This is a genomic window from Ciceribacter sp. L1K23, assembly GCF_018122705.1.
Taxonomy (GTDB): domain Bacteria; phylum Pseudomonadota; class Alphaproteobacteria; order Rhizobiales; family Rhizobiaceae; genus Allorhizobium.
This window is the reverse complement of the sequence record NZ_JAGRRC010000001.1, coordinates 1,223,987-1,238,809: the sequence shown is the minus strand read 5'-3', so window position 1 is coordinate 1,238,809 and position 14,823 is coordinate 1,223,987. Positions and strand designations below refer to the sequence as shown.

Annotated in this window: 15 protein-coding genes and 1 other RNA gene; 6 read left to right on the top strand and 10 right to left on the bottom strand. The window is 63.8% G+C overall.

All coding sequences use genetic code 11. The features are described 5' to 3' along the window. Positions 1-6: 6 nt before the first annotated feature. The 8 genes from J5J10_RS05655 to J5J10_RS05620 form a co-directional block, all read right to left on the bottom strand. Positions 7-1,542, bottom strand: a complete 1,536-nt coding sequence (locus tag J5J10_RS05655) for a Do family serine endopeptidase (protein ID WP_211929166.1) — start codon at positions 1,540-1,542, stop codon at positions 7-9. 95 nt (positions 1,543-1,637) lie between these two features. Then, a complete protein-coding gene (locus J5J10_RS05650) occupies positions 1,638-1,823 on the bottom strand; it encodes a DUF2065 domain-containing protein (protein ID WP_208551423.1) in 186 nt (61 codons plus the stop codon). Between the two features lie 10 nt (positions 1,824-1,833). Beyond that, positions 1,834-2,853, bottom strand: a complete 1,020-nt coding sequence (locus J5J10_RS05645; RefSeq protein ID WP_211929165.1) for a protease modulator HflC — start codon at positions 2,851-2,853, stop codon at positions 1,834-1,836. Then, complete coding sequence (gene hflK, locus J5J10_RS05640) at positions 2,853-3,959, bottom strand: FtsH protease activity modulator HflK (RefSeq protein WP_208551425.1); 1,107 nt, start codon at positions 3,957-3,959, stop codon at positions 2,853-2,855. The genes J5J10_RS05645 and hflK overlap by 1 nt, the downstream gene beginning before the upstream one ends. 150 nt (positions 3,960-4,109) lie before the next feature. Further along, entirely contained in the window at positions 4,110-4,625 is a 516-nt protein-coding gene (locus J5J10_RS05635) for a dihydrofolate reductase (protein WP_211929164.1), read from the bottom strand. Further along, complete coding sequence (locus J5J10_RS05630) at positions 4,625-4,999, bottom strand: hypothetical protein (protein ID WP_211929163.1); 375 nt, start codon at positions 4,997-4,999, stop codon at positions 4,625-4,627. Before J5J10_RS05630 ends, J5J10_RS05635 begins: the two co-directional genes overlap by 1 nt. Then, positions 4,996-5,409 (bottom strand): HEPN domain-containing protein, encoded by a 414-nt coding sequence (locus J5J10_RS05625; RefSeq protein ID WP_208551428.1) that lies wholly within the window; start codon positions 5,407-5,409, stop codon positions 4,996-4,998. The genes J5J10_RS05630 and J5J10_RS05625 overlap by 4 nt, the downstream gene beginning before the upstream one ends. A gap of 7 nt (positions 5,410-5,416) precedes the next feature. Beyond that, the gene (locus tag J5J10_RS05620; protein WP_211929161.1) at positions 5,417-6,211 is read right to left on the bottom strand and encodes a thymidylate synthase; all 795 of its coding nucleotides are present in this window, start codon (positions 6,209-6,211) and stop codon (positions 5,417-5,419) included. Between the two features lie 197 nt (positions 6,212-6,408). Here J5J10_RS05620 and J5J10_RS05615 point away from each other — a divergent pair, with 197 nt between their 5' ends. The 6 genes from J5J10_RS05615 (at position 6,409) to J5J10_RS05590 (ending at position 9,329) form a co-directional block, all read left to right on the top strand. After that, positions 6,409-7,131: an AprI/Inh family metalloprotease inhibitor gene (locus J5J10_RS05615; RefSeq protein WP_211929160.1), complete on the top strand. Its 723-nt coding sequence runs from the start codon at positions 6,409-6,411 to the stop codon at positions 7,129-7,131. A 38-nt stretch (positions 7,132-7,169) separates the two neighbouring features. After that, positions 7,170-7,546, top strand: a transfer-messenger RNA (tmRNA) gene (gene ssrA / locus J5J10_RS05610). Positions 7,547-7,669: 123 nt separating this feature from the next. Next, positions 7,670-8,179 carry an SspB family protein gene (locus J5J10_RS05605; protein ID WP_208551431.1) on the top strand — a complete coding sequence of 170 codons (510 nt, stop codon included), beginning with the start codon at positions 7,670-7,672 and terminating at the stop codon, positions 8,177-8,179. A 13-nt stretch (positions 8,180-8,192) separates the two neighbouring features. Further along, complete coding sequence (locus J5J10_RS05600) at positions 8,193-8,384, top strand: DUF4169 family protein (RefSeq protein ID WP_208551432.1); 192 nt, start codon at positions 8,193-8,195, stop codon at positions 8,382-8,384. 88 nt (positions 8,385-8,472) lie between these two features. Then, entirely contained in the window at positions 8,473-8,694 is a 222-nt protein-coding gene (locus J5J10_RS05595; RefSeq protein ID WP_211929159.1) for a ribbon-helix-helix domain-containing protein, read from the top strand. A 251-nt stretch (positions 8,695-8,945) separates the two neighbouring features. Next, positions 8,946-9,329 carry a hypothetical protein gene (locus J5J10_RS05590; RefSeq protein WP_211931305.1) on the top strand — a complete coding sequence of 128 codons (384 nt, stop codon included), beginning with the start codon at positions 8,946-8,948 and terminating at the stop codon, positions 9,327-9,329. A 58-nt stretch (positions 9,330-9,387) separates the two neighbouring features. On the opposite strand, the gene J5J10_RS05585 is transcribed toward J5J10_RS05590, so the two are convergent. Beyond that, a complete protein-coding gene (locus tag J5J10_RS05585) occupies positions 9,388-13,176 on the bottom strand; it encodes an AsmA family protein (protein WP_211929158.1) in 3,789 nt (1,262 codons plus the stop codon). A gap of 91 nt (positions 13,177-13,267) precedes the next feature. Next, positions 13,268-14,680, bottom strand: a complete 1,413-nt coding sequence (locus tag J5J10_RS05580) for an FAD-linked oxidase C-terminal domain-containing protein (RefSeq protein ID WP_211929157.1) — start codon at positions 14,678-14,680, stop codon at positions 13,268-13,270. Positions 14,681-14,823 lie beyond the last annotated feature (143 nt).

Below are 14,823 nucleotides of genomic sequence, written 5' to 3'. Positions count from 1 at the left end.
GTGCCGCTATTCCAGCGGCACCGCGATGAAGCGCAGGTCGCCGGCCTTGTTGGCAATCATTAGGTGCGCGCTGCGCCGTCCGTCGCGACGGAGTGCCGTCACCGTATCGGCAACGTCCTCGGCCGACTGCACGAACTCCTGGGAAACCTCAACGATCACCTCACCCTCGGCGATCCCCTTTTCGGCAGCCGCCGAACCCGGCTCGACCGAGGTGATGACGACGCCTTCGACGCTGGCGGCAATGCCATAACGCTCCCGAGAGGCTTCGTCGAGCGGCGCTAGCGCCATTCCGAGGATCGTGTCACCGGCAGGCTCCTGGGTACCGTCGTCAGCCGGCGGTGCTTCCTCCGCTTCGCCGGTCTCACCCTCTGTTGCCGGAGCCTGGTCGTCCGCCTTTGTGTTTGCGGCAGCCCGCTCCCCATCCTCAAGCCGGCCGAGCGTCACCTTCACGGTCTGCTCCTTGCCGTCCCTGAGGATGCGCACCTCGACTTCCTTGCCGACGGGCGATTCCGCTACGACCCGCACCAGTTCGTCGCTGTCCTTCACGTCGCGTCCGTCAAACGAAACGATGACGTCGCCGATCTCGATCGGTCCGTTTTCGACCGGCCCGCCCTTGATGACGCCGCTCACCATGGCGCCGCGCGCCGAGGTCAGCCCGACGCTCTTTGCAACCTCGTCGGTCACTTCCTGGATGCGCACGCCGAGCCAGCCCCGTCGGGTTTCGCCGAACTCGATCAACTGATTGACGACGTTTTCCGCAAGCTCCGTCGGCACCGCGAAACCGATGCCGATCGACCCGCCGCTCGGCGAGATGATCGCGGTGTTGATGCCGATGACCTCGCCCTGCATGTTGAACAGCGGACCGCCGGAATTGCCCTTGTTGATGGCTGCATCCGTCTGGATGAAATTGTCATAGGGGCCTGCATTGATGTTGCGGCCACGCGCCGAAATGATGCCGAGAGTCACAGACCCGCCGAGCCCGAACGGGTTGCCGATCGCCATCACCCAATCGCCGATGCGCATCTTCCGGGAATCGCCGAATTTGACCGCTTTCAGCGGCTTCGGCGGCTCGACCTTCAGCACCGACAGGTCCGTCTTCGTGTCGGTGCCGATCAGTGTCGCCTTCAGTGTCGAGCCGTCGGCGAACACCGCCTCGATGTCGTCTGCGTTCTCGATCACGTGGTTGTTGGTGACGATGATGCCGGAGGGATCAATCACGAAGCCGGAGCCAAGCGAATTGACCTTCTGGCTGCCGCCGCCCTCGCGCCGGTTCTGGAAGAAATCCTCGAACAATTCCTCGAAGGGCGAGCCTTCCGGCACCTGCGGCCGCGGTCCCTCGCCTTCGCCCTCGCCGTCGACTTTCTGCGACGTGGAGATGTTCACGACCGCGTCGAGCAGCTCTTCCGCGACATCCGAGACGGCCGCCGGGCCGACCGCCTGGGCATGGCCGGCGGACAAACCGCCGATGCCGGAGCCGGCAACAAGGGCACTCGCAAGCACGATGGACAGCAGCTTCGAAAACGGATTGGCGATCACGACCATGGGCTTCCTCGCGGCTCGGTTGAATGACGCCGGCACCATAGGATGCTTCGGCCGATTGCGAAACGGCTATTGCCGCGAAAACGGCCTCTGGCCGATCACATCCGGATGAGCCAGACCAGACCCACGCCGAGACCGATGGCAACGAGGCCCGTCATCCGCAATTGTTGTTCGGGAATTGATGGCAGCAATTTGGCCATCGCGACAAGAAAACGAGGGGCCAGTGCGTAGACCAGCCCCTCGATGATGAGGAAGAATGCGATTCCCGTCAGGAAATCCTGCATCGCCCGCCCGTCAGTTGGCGGGCGCGGCCGGCGCCGCCGGCGCTGCGGGTGCAGCGGCGCCGGGCGTGGCAGGTCCTCCGGGCGGAACCGGCGCCGCCGGCGCTGCGGGTGCAGCGGCGCCGGGCGTGGCAGGTCCTCCGGGCGGAACCGCGCCGGCCGGATCGCCGAAGTACCGGAAGAACTCCGAGTCCGGCGACAACACCATGGTCGTGCCGGTATTCGACATCGAGGCCACATAGGCACGCATCGACCGGTAGAAGTCGAAGAAATCAGGATCGCGCGAGAAGGCCTCGCCGAAGATGCGGTTGCGTTCCGCATCGCCCTCGCCTCGGATGATTTCCGAGTCGCGCTGCGCTTCCGACACCAGTTCGACGACCTGACGGTCGGCGATCGCCCGGCGACGCTGGCCTTCTTCACCACCACGGGCGCGGATCAGTTCAGCTTCCGCCAAACGTTCCGCCTTCATGCGCTCGAAGGTCTGCTGCGACACTTCCTGCGTCAGGTCGGTCCGGCGGATGCGGACGTCCTGGATTCGCAGGCCGAGCGTTTCAGCCGCGACGTTGAGGTCCGAGTGAACCTCGGCCATCATCGACGCCCGTTCTTCCGAGAGAGCCGCGGTGAAGCTGCGCAGACCGTAGACGCGGCGAAGGCCGGCATCGAGACGGGTGCTGAGACGCGATTCGGCCGCAACCCGGTCGCCCGATACGGTTTCCCGGAACAGGCGCGGATCCTCGATGCGGTAGACCACGAAGGCATCGACTTCATAGAAGGCACCGCCGCTCACCTGGACGCGGATGTTGTCGAGGTCGAAGCGCAGGGCCCGGTCTTCGACATACTGGACGCGGTCAGCGTCGAGGAAGGCGAACGGCAGCTTGAAGTACAGCCCCGGCTCGGTCTTCACATCCTGGATTTCACCGAAGCGCAGAACGATCGCCTGTTCGCGTTCGTTCACCACGAAGATCGACGAATAGAGCACGAACAGCACGAGGCCGATGGCAATGATGAAGGCAGGCAATTTGTTCGAGTTCATCAGTTGCCTCCCTGCTGTGTCGTTGCGGACCGGTTCAGCTCGTTCAGCGGCAGATATGGCACGACGCCCTGCCCGCCCTCGATGATCACCTTGTTCGAGTTCTTCAGTACGTTCTCCATGGTCTCCAGGAAGATACGCTGGCGCGTCACATCAGGAGCGTTCACATACTGGTCATAGATCGAGATGAAGCGCTGCGCCTCACCGGTCGCCTCGTTGACGACACGGTCGCGATAGGCGGACGCCTCTTCGCGCACCTGCGCCGCCTGGCCTCGGGCCTGACCGAGTTGCTGGTTGGCGTAGCGGTTGGCTTCTTCTACGATACGATCCTCGTCCTGTTCGGCACGCTGCACTTCTTCGAACGCGTCGGCCACTTCGCGCGGCGGAGCGGCGTCCTCGATCGGAACCGCATTGATGGCGATGCCGGCGCCGTAGCGGTCGATGGTGCCCTGGATGATATCGCGCACGAGATTGGAGATGCCTTCGCGGTCATCACGGAAGATGTCCTGCGCCGGACGACGTCCGACCACTTCGCGCATCGCGCTGTCGGCCACCTGCTGCAGCGTTTCGGCCGGAGATTCGACGTTGAACAGATAGGCCTTCGGATCGGTCACGGTGAAGAGCACCGAGAACTGCACGTTGACGATGTTCTGGTCACCCGTCAGCATCCAGCCGGTATTGGTGCCGGAGGTATTGCCGCGCGAGCCGATGTTCTGCTGCTGCTCGGTCACCTTGACCAGTTCGACGGTTTCGAGCGGCCAGAGGTGGAAGTGCAGGCCCGGCATCGAGATTTCGTCTTTCGGCTTGCCGAAACGAAGTTCGACGCCGCGTTCGTCCGGCTGCACGGTGTAGACCGCCTGCATCAGCCAGAAGACCAGGAGGATCGCGACGACGGCGAAAATCGCCCCGCCGTTGAACCCGCCCGGAACGATGTTCTTCAGCTTGTCCTGTCCCCGACGGATGATGTCCTCGAGATCCGGCGGATTTCCGTTTCCGCCACCACCACCGCCCCGGGGACGGTTAGGACCTTGTCCCCACGGACCTTGGTTGTTACCACCGCCGCCGCCGCCCCAAGGGCCGCCGCCGCCGTTCTGATTGCTCCAGGGCATTCATACCTCTTTGTTTAAAACGCTCCCAATCCCGCTCCAACGGCCGGTTTTCCGGCCACCCCGCAGGCTCATGGCATGGTTATAGGGACGAGACCCCAAGCTTTCAACGGAAAGCCCCTAACTTCTTTGAGAGCTATGGAAAATAGAGCGTTATGCCGCAGCTTTTCGGCGATAGACGACGTATCGCGTCGCGTGGCTGTCTTTCTCCCCGGCCGGAACCTTTTCCTCCGAGATTTTTTCGAAGACAGCAGGGTCTATCTCGGGAAACACGGTATCGCCCTCGATCTCCGCCTCGACATGCGTCACGTGCAGCTCATCGGCGAGCGGCATGGCCTGCCGGTAGATCTCCCCGCCCCCGACGACGAACACCGTATCGACACCGGTTTCCGCCGCAATCGCCCCTGCCCGGTCAAGGCCAGCCTCCAGGCTCGTCGCGACCTCGACCCCGTCGGCATGAAAGTCGCGGTTGCGCGTCACGATTACATGCGGTCGCCCCGGCAAAGGTCGCGAACCGATCGATTCGAATGTCTTCCGCCCCATCACCATCGGCTTGCCAAGCGTGATTTGCTTGAAGCGCTTCAGATCCGTCGACAACCGCCACGGCATGTCCCCATCCCGCCCGATCACACCGTTCCGCGCCGCCGCCACCACGATGACGATGTTCATCAGGCAGCCAGCCTGTGTATGAGGGCGTCCTCGACGTAGATGCCATTGACCATCGAACGGGAAAACCGCGCACTCGTCGTCCCGGGGACGCGCACGACCTGCGTCAGGCCCGCGACCAGCGGATCTGACGAACTTGTGATCCTGACACGATCGAGCGGCAGGAGATCGGGAAGCCCGCTTTCGCGAGCTTTGGAGATAATCCCCGCAGCATCCAGGTATTTCTGCCCTAGAACCCGCTCGGCGTCCCTCGCGGCAACGACGAACCGCCAGCGTTCCTGATCGGAATCGTACAACCAAAACGCCGCGGTCACGCCGAAACCCGCCCGGTCGAGCAGTTCCAGCAACCGCAGGCCGGCATCGATGTCATCCTTCACCAGCGTTTCCGCAACCATTCGAACACCCCGTCTTCCTCGGACGCCACCGCATCGCGCATTGCCGTTGCTCGCGATTGGTCAATCATATCATAGCGGGACGCCTCGGACCAATCAGTAACGGTGGACCAATGGGCGTTTAACCGCACCGATTGGGCCTGCGCCGCACGCAATTCGGCCTGGAGGCCAGAAAATTCCATGAGGCGCGCAAGATTATGGGTGTGAAGATCGTTCACGAATTTCCTGTCCGGTATCGTATCGGCCTCGAAGAAGCGCGCGAGCCGCGCCTTGAGAGCGATCTCCACCGCATAGCCGAAAAGGTAATACGCGTTCGAGTATCGTCCATGGCGAAACAGAAGCTCCGCATCATCGAGCTTTTCCACCGCGATGCGTTGAAGCTCCGCCCGCCTCATTTATCCCTCACACCGCGATCGGCGCCTTAATGTTCGGGTCGGCCTCGTAGCCTTCCAGCGTAAAATCCTCGAAGCGGAAGGCGAAGATGTCGGTGATGTCAGGGTTGAGCCGCATCACCGGCAACGGCTTCGGCGTGCGCGACATCTGCAGCTTCGCCTGCTCGAAATGGTTGGCGTAGAGATGCGCGTCGCCGAAGGTGTGGATGAAATCGCCGGGCTGAAGCCGCGTCACCTGCGCCACCATCAGCGTCAGGAGCGCGTAGGAGGCGATGTTGAAGGGCACGCCGAGAAAGATGTCGGCCGAACGCTGGTAGAGCTGGCAGGACAGCTTGCCGTCCGCCACGTAGAACTGGAACAGGCAGTGGCACGGCGGCAGCGCCATATCGTCCACCTCCGCCGGGTTCCAGGCCGAGACGATGTGCCGGCGCGAGTTCGGATTGGTCTTGATGCTCTCGATCAGGTTGGCGATCTGGTCGATCTTGCGCCCGTCCGGCGCCGGCCAGGACCGCCATTGCGAGCCGTAGACCGGGCCGAGATCGCCGTTCTCGTCGGCCCACTCGTCCCAGATCGTCACGCCGTTCTCGTGCAGGTAGGCGATATTGGTGTCGCCGCGCAGGAACCACAGCAGCTCGTGGATGATCGAGCGCAGGTGCAGCTTCTTCGTCGTCGTCACCGGAAAGCCGCCGGAGAGATCGAAGCGCATCTGGTAGCCGAACACGGAGCGCGTGCCGGTGCCCGTGCGATCGCCCCGGTCGGAGCCGTTGTCCATCACATGACGAAGAAGATCGAGATATTGCCGCATGGTTCACCACGAGTCGAAAGTAGCCGCATCCTACAGGCTCGGTCCGGGGGAACCAAGCGAAGGACCGGCCCGGAAGAGGTTTTCCATAGCCTATATGGGCTGGGTCCTGTCGATGCAAATTTTGGACCTTGCCCGCTGATCGGCAATGACGGAAGAAAGCAGGGCCGCGTTCGCGGCGCGACTAGGTGGGGATGGACATGAAAAGACTGGCAGTTCGTGCATTCGCTATCCTGGGCCTTCTGGCCCTTCTTGACATCACGGCGGCCAGCGCCCAGTCGCCGCAGGATTTCGTCGGCAACTGGACCGTCGAGGGCGGGCCGCTTGGGGCCTGCTCGATCAATCTGTCCGGCCAGGCCATGGGCGGCCAATTGAAGGCAACGACCTATACCTGCGTCGGCCCGATGTCGTTTGCCTGGGCTTGGGCGCCCACCGGTAACGGCGTGACGATCCTCGGCACCAACAACTTCCAGATTGCCACGCTCAACGTCAATCGCGGCGTTCTGACCGGTCGCATGAACGACGGCAGTCTTGTCACGATGAAGCCCGCCAGCGGCCAGCGTATCGGCGCGCCCCAACGCCAGGAGAATGCCGGCAATACCCGCCGCGAAAAGTGCTATCGCCGCTACGACAACGATCGCTGCGCCGAGGATGTCGACGTCGTCCCGCCCCGCACCGGCAATGGTCCCATCCGGGCCCAGGCCCTCAACATGCTCAACATTCGCGGCAAAGAGGACATGAAGAGTGAGATCATCGGCCGGATCGAGCCGGGCCAGTGCTTCCTCGTCGAGTCCTGCCGGGAGACCCAATGGGGCCTCAGATGCCGCGTGCCCGTCGGAGACAGCGGCCAGAAGGGCTACGTCATCAAGTATTTCAGCGACAAGACCGGCGATTACATCGTCTTCCGCAACCGCTGCCGCTGATTGCACCTGCGGCGGGAGGCCGGGATAGTTCGCCCGCCCCTCTTTTCATCGCCGGCGGAAACACCTATATCAGCCTTGCCGGGGCTTGCTCCGGCTATGGCAATAAACGGTCGGTGTAATAAACCTATTGGACCCGGGGGCGGTACCCGGCGCCTCCACCAAAAACCGGTCGGTGACGACGTCTGTCGGACCGGCTTTTGATGGGGGCGAAATAGGATCGACAAGGGCGTAAAGATCGAACTTTTGCTCGGCATGATACCGCCGTTATCGGGTCACAAGTGTAGTTGCAAACGACAACAACGCTAAGGGTTACGCTCTCGCTGCCTAATGGCGGTGCGGGAAACCCGCTCTAAAGTCCTTGGGGTTAGCCCCTCAAGGCGGGGTTCGAAGGCACCTGGCAACAGAAGCCTTCACCTACTCCCCTTTATGAAAATCGTGTAGTATGGCTTTCCGTGACTCGTGACCGGCTTTGACACTTTGCCGGATCATGCGATAAGGCGCGCCTCGCGAGAGGAACAGCAAGGAAAGACAGGATCACATGGCGACGGACCACATTCGCTACGACATTCTCGCTCAGGACGCCCTTCGTGGTGTCATTCGCAAGGTCTTGGCGGAGGTGGCGGCGACCGGCCGGCTGCCGGGTGATCATCACTTTTTCATCACCTTCCTGACCGGTGCGCCGGGCGTGCGCATCTCGCAGCACCTGAAAGCCAAATATGCCGAGCAGATGACCATCGTCATCCAGCACCAGTTCTGGGATCTCAAGGTCACAGACAGCCTGTTCGAGATCGGCCTCTCCTTCTCCGACACGCCGGAAAAGCTGGTCATCCCGTTCAACGCCGTCCGCGGCTTCTACGACCCCTCGGTCAACTTCGAGCTCGAATTCGACGTCCCGCTTGCGGACGAGGATGAGGAAGGCGGCGAAGTTACCGCCTATCCCGTCGCCACGGCCGAAAAGCAGGAGGATGGCGCCGAAGCCAAGCCAGCCTCCGACGAAAAGAAGGAAGGCTCCGTCGTCTCCCTCGACGCCTTCCGCAAGAAGCAGTGACGGAGCCGGGTCCATGACCGGCGACGTCGTCAATCTCCGCCAGTTCCGCAAGGCCAAGGCGCGCGACCTCAAGGCGCGCGAAGCCGAGCAGAACCGTATTGCCTTCGGCAGGACCAAGGTGGAGAAGGACCTGACGCGCGCGCTGAACGAAAAGGCCGAGCGCGCGCACGAGCAGGGACGACTGGAAAAATCCGACGAAACGTGACGTTCGCCACCGCCGCAGCGCGAGGCCGGTGGAGGAACGTTTTCGCCGTTTTTGAATTTCAATGCGTGTCGCGCAGCGGAGGTGTCCTTTGATCCGCAAACATTCCGTCTCCCTCCATGGTCACCGGACCAGCCTGTCGCTCGAGGAACCCTTCTGGCAGGAACTGAAAGCCATCGCATCCGATCGCGGCCTCTCGCTGGCCGCCCTCGTGGCCGAGATCGACGAAACCCGCGAAGCCTCCACCAACCTCTCCTCCGCCCTTCGCCTGCATGTGCTCGATGTGTTGAAGGCGGGCGCGGCCGAGAACTGAACGGGCTTGGACGGCATTTGCAAGCGCCTCTAACCGACGCTCCTGGGACCGGGGTTCATGCTCGCAACGACCATCCGGCGGTCAACCAACGCCGCGTCCGGTTCAAGTACGCACACTAACCATTCGTTCACGCCTGACCCCCTATATCGAATTTATTCGATTCGCCGAATCGCGCGCCGGTCACTCGTTTCCCGGTTCACCGCGTCGTCCCTCAGTCGTTGGTCCTTGCCGCCCACTATCAGGAGCGTCCCATGGTCAGTGCCGTCACATCCGCATCCACCACCGTAGAGGTCTCTACGACAAACAACACGGCCGCATCGATCCGGTCGAAAATCGCCGGCATCGAAAACCGGATTTCCGCCAAGCAGCAGGAAATGAGCGCGGCGACCGACGAGGAAGCCAAGTCCTCTCTGGAAGACGAGATCGGCGAGCTTCAGGAGCAGGTGGCGCAGCTTGAGGCGAGCGCTGCCGCGGCCGAGGCGGCGGAACGGATGCAGGCGTCTGCTCGCGGTGAAGGCGGCGGGCAATCCACCGAAACCCGCGCCGACGAGAAACTGTCGGGCGAAAGCGACCGGATCGGCACCCGCAACTACGACGACGAGACGCCCTTCGGTGATCGCAGCGCGATCGTCTGACCTGCCTTGCTGCCGCCGCTCGTGACTTAACCGAGCATCCCCGTCCTCACGCAAAACATCAATAAACGCCCGGAAGCCCCTCGAATTTAAGGGGCGGTAATGGTGCGCCGCGCGTCACGCGCTCCTGTGCGGGAACCGGCATGCCACCGGAACCGCCGCCCGGAGCCGCAGCCGGATCTGCCGCTGGAACCTCCGGAGCTTCGATTTCCCCGGTCGGCGCCACCGTGCCCGTCGATCCGTCGTCGGGCGTTGCGTTGAGCCGCTGCTCTTCGATCTCCCGCGCCCGGCGTTCGGCCGCCAGCGCCCGCAGGCGCGCCTCTTCCGCCGCCTGCAGCTTGCGCGCCTCTTCCTCCTTCAGGCGCGTCTCCTCACGCACAAGGTCCAGCGCCCGGTAGAGTGCCACCTCGCGCCGCAGCCGCTGTTTCTCCAGCACGTTGGACTGCAAGGTTTCCACACGGCGCCGCTCGCGCTCGAAGGCTCTCAGCGACAGATAGTTGGTGAGGTCGGTGACGGAGATTTCGCTGAGCGGCCCCGCGACGTCGCCGATCAGGTCGACACGGAAGGCAGGTTCTGCGCCCGTGACCTCCTCATCGCCCGCATCGAGCGTCACATCTGCCGAAATCTCCACGCCGGCGCCTCGCAGGTCGAATCGCCCGTCGGCTCGGATCGCCGCTGTCCCGGCCGGCACGGTCAGGTTCTGGACGCGCACCACGCTGTCCGTGATGTTGAAAGGCACGGATACATCGCCGAGACGCACCGGCGCCCTTGCAAGCAGCGGACCGATCGCCTCCCGCACCGAAGCCTCTGTGATTTCCGTCTCCTCCGCGTCGAACATCGCCGTCAATGCCGGCAACAGCGTCAGGTCGAACCGGGAAATGTCCACCTCCCGAAGCATGGCGCTACCGGAACCGTTGAACGAATGCAGAATTTCGTCGACGCTCGCGCCGGCCGCCTCGCCGATCAGCGTCAGCCCGAAGCGGCCCGTCGCCGCCGCCACACCGCCGGGACGCGGCGTCACCGCGGCAAGATCGCCATTCTCGATGGTCAGCTTCAATTGCGCGAAGCCGCTGGCATTGGCGTTCGTCAGCGCCAGCCGACCAGTCACCGTCCCGCCAAGCCACGTTCCGGAAATATCCTCCAGCGCCAGGCTTCCGTCGTTCAGCACCAGCGAACCGCTGACATCGGTCAGCTCACCGCCGACGCCCGGCGACAGGCGGGACGTGGTGAACTTGACCGTTCCGTCAAGCCCGGCGATCGATGCCATGCCGAGTGGCTGGGTATTGCGGTCGCCGGTCGCCGGATCGGAAAGCGGCCCGAACACCGACTCGGCCAGAACGGCAAGATCGAGTGTGCCGAGGGAAAGCACACCGGTCACCTTCGGCCGAGACTGGCCCCGATCGACCGTGAGCGTGCCGCTTATCGGCGTCCCGGCGATCTCGCCGACAATCTTCTCCGCAGCAACGGTGGTGTCGCCGATCGCGACATCAGCGCCGCCCTTCACCGCCAGCCCGTCCAGCAGCGCCGGTACCTGCACGCCACCTGCCAGCAGGTATGGCGCGAGATCGCTGCTGTCGATGTCGACCCGCATCTGGCCGCGCAGAAAATCTTCCGCCTGCAAGGAAACCTGGCCGGAGGCCGTGACACTCGCATCGTCGGTCGTGAATGTCAGCGTGGTTTCCGCCGCGCCATCGCCTTCCGGCTGGGCGATCAGCAGGGTCAGTATACCCGCCTGGTCGAGCGGCAGCGGCAGCGGCTGCAGCCCCGCCTGTCCGAGCAGGATCGACGCGTCTGCGTTCTCGACCGTCAGGTCCATCTGTCCCGCCGGCGCGGCGAAAAGATCCTCCGGCGCCTCGCCCAGATAGTTGAGATCGATGCGGCTGCCGTTTGCGGTGCCGCCCACACGCACGCCGATGCCACCGCCCTGGCTCTCTCCAAAGGCGATCCGCGCCGTCAGGTCGGCGTTCTCGAACCACGCGGCGTTGTCGACCAGCCTGTCGAGCGCTGGATGGGCCGCCATCTGCGACCGGACGATATCGAGGAAGGGTCTCGGATCGGCCGCCCGCACCCTCACTGTCGCGTCGCCGCTGGACTCCAGCAGCGATCCACTGGCGCGACCCGAAGCAGAAATCACCGCACCACCGAGATTGCCGATTTCGAGCTTTTCGAGGGAAATCCCCTCCTCGCCGACCGTGAACGTCGTATCGACGTCGCGCGCCGTGATCCCGCTATAGGTCAGTTCGTCCACCGTCAGTCGGGCACCGATCTGATGCGCGAAGAAGCTTTCGGCGCTCGTCTCGCCGGCGACCAGCGAATAGACCGCCTGCATCGCCTCAAGATCGACCGCGTTGCCGTTCAGGTCGAAGGTGATATTCGGCTTTGAATTGACGAAAGACTGCCGTTCGATCCGGCCGTTGAGCGTCGCCCCGCCCATCGCAAGCTCCAGCCGGTCGAAGCGCTGGATTTCCGGCGTCAGGTCGACCCGGGCCGAAAATCCGAGAGAGGCAAGGCCGCGAATGGCGGGATCGACCGACCCGGCGAGCCATTGCGAAAGACCGGAGGGCTGCGTCGACGCCACCAGCAGGTCGCCGGTGAACGACATGTCCCCGGAGAGCCTCAGATCGCCGCTCGCCTCCACCGTCGTGCGGCCCGGCAGCACGGCCACGGCCTTGTCCACCGTCCAGCCGCCGCCATCGGGCCTCAGATCGAGCTGGATGTCGCGCACGACGGTGTCGCCTGCGACGATCGCCGGCAGGCGAAGCGTCGCCCGGCCCGGCACCGAGGGGATCGGAATTTCCGCCGCCCGCGCCACGAGCCCCATCAGCCGCTGCCGCGCCGACAGCGACGGGTCGCGCCCTGTCTTGCCATTGGCGCCCTCGTTGCCGATGCGGTTGACGTCGATCTGCTGGCCCTCCGCGGTCAGCAGGAATTCGGCCTCCTGCCCGGTATCCAGCGTCGCCTCGCCGTTCACGGCATAGGGATTGTCCGCATCGCCGAGTTCGAGCCGGTAGGAGGGAATGCGGATCGCCTCGTTGGTCAGCGAAAACTCGCCCTTCATCTCCGGCGGCCGCGGCGGCTTGACGCCATTCACGACGGTCGCCTCCTTGTCGGCCAGCCAGCGGGCATCGAAACGCCCTTCATAGCTCGGCCGGTCCTCCTTCAGCGCGATGGTGCCGTCGAGCTCCAGCGTGAACGGCCGCATGTCTGGCATCAGACGCGTGCGGATCGGCAGGGCGGCGCTTCCCTCGGCCATCTGCTGCGTCGCGATCGAGAAGGCACCAGCCTCACCGTCCAGCACGCCGCGCCCTTCGATCGTCCAGGGACCGGCAAGCGAACTCGCCCGCATATCGGCCTGCAGGCTTTCGATTCGTCGGATTCGTCCGGTCTGTTCGTCGATGAACTCGACCGTGCCGCCGCTCACCCGCACGCTTTCCAGCACCACCGTGCGCGCCGGAATGGCAGGATTGCTGCCGCGCAGCCAGTCGAGCGTACCGTTTTCCAGGAGCCGCAGCCGGACCTTCGGCTCCTCGATGCGCATGTCGAAGATGCGCGCCTCGCCGGAGAGGAACGGCGCAAGCTCCGCATCCATCGAAAACCGCGCCACCTGCACCAGCGGCTCGCCATTGTCGTCACGGCCAACCGTTACGTCATGCATCGTCACGGAGGGGAATGGCAGGATGCGCGCCTCGACGGCGCCGTTGACGGTCACCTTCTTGCCGAGGATGCGGCTCGCCCGGTCCTCGAAGTCGCTGCGGAAATCCGTCCAGTCGACGAAGAACGGCGCGAGCAGAGCGGCGAAAAGCGCCACCACCACCAGACCGCCGAGTGCCACGAGGAATCGTCCGAGCAACTATCCGCTCCCTTGTCGTTTGCAGCAGACTACCCGTATTCGGCGGTGCGGCAAGCCGCAAAACCTTGTGATCCCGCGTACAATTCGCAAATCACGTCAGGCGGAAGATCTTGCCCGGATTGAAGATATTGTCGGGATCGAGTCCGCGCTTGATCTGCCGCATCAGTTCCAGCGCCGGCCCCATCTCCTCCTCCACGAAGGTCATCTTGCCCTGCCCGACGCCATGCTCGCCGGTACAGGTGCCGTCCATTGACAGTGCCCTTTTGTTGAGCCGCGCCATGAAGGCCTCGGCCCGGGCCACATCGCCGGCACTCTTGTCGTCGAAGAGAATCAGCACATGGAAGTTACCGTCACCGGCATGCCCGACGATCGGCGCCAAAAGCCCGGTCTCGACGATGTCGGCTTGCGTTTCCGCCACGCAATCGGCCAGGCGCGAGATCGGCACGCATACATCTGTGGACAGCCCCGCGAGTTCAGGCGCGAGCGCCCGTCCCGCCCAATAGGCGTTGTGTCTGGCCTTCCACAGTTGCGTCCGCTCCTCGGCATTGGCGGTATACTGGAACGGATCGGAACCGCATTCGGCGGCAATCTCCTTGAACTGCTCCGCCTGCAGCGCCACCGTCTCCTCCGTGCCGTGAAATTCCAGGAACAGCGTCGGCTTCTCGGGATAGGACAGCTTCGAATAGGCGTTCACGGCCCGCATCTGCGTCTCGTCCAGAAGCTCGATGCGCGCCACCGGAATGCCCATCTCGATCGTCAGCACAACCGCGTCGCAGGCCGCCTTGAGGCTCGGAAACGCGCAGACGCCGCCCGAAATCTTCGCCGGAATGCCCTGCAGCTTCAGCGTCACCGACGTGATGATGCCAAGCGTGCCCTCCGCACCGACGAAAAGCCGGGTCAGATCATACCCCGCGGATGTCTTGCGCGCCCGCCGCGCCGTGCGGATTTCCTCGCCGTTCGCGGTGACGACCGTCAGCGCCAGCACATTGTCCTTCATTGTCCCGTAGCGCACCGCATTGGTACCCGAGGCACGAGTCGAGGCCATGCCGCCGAGCGAGGCATTGGCGCCGGGATCGATCGGGAAGAACAGTCCGGTATCGCGCAGATGCGTGTTGAGGTCCTCGCGCGTCACCCCCGGTTCGACCGTGCAGTCGAGGTCCTCGGAATTGACCTCCAGCACCCGGTTCATGCGCGAGAAATCGATGGAAATCCCGCCCGCCGGCGCATTCACATGGCCTTCCAGGGAGGTTCCCGTCCCGAAGGGGATCATCGGCACCTTGTGCGCCGCGCAGGTCCTCACCACCGCCTTCACGTCATCTACGTTCTCGACGAACACGACCCCATCCGGCAGCTGCGCCGGCAGGTAGGTGGTCGTGTGCGCATGCTGCTCGCGGAAGGATTGTCCGGTCTGGAAACGCTCTCCGAAAGCCTGCTTCAGGATGCCGAGAACGGCAGCTATACCCTCTTCGTTGCGTGGCAGCGCGACGACATCTCTCATGACCATAGTGTGTCTCCCACGCGCCCGCCACGAACGGTCGGCGCGCTCCCTCGTTTGGCCGATGGTATCGGGCAAGTCGCCCCGCTTTGTCCAGACGGTAGATTGCGAGTAAGTACCTTTATCTTACCGCTTCGGGCCGAAGTCGGGCG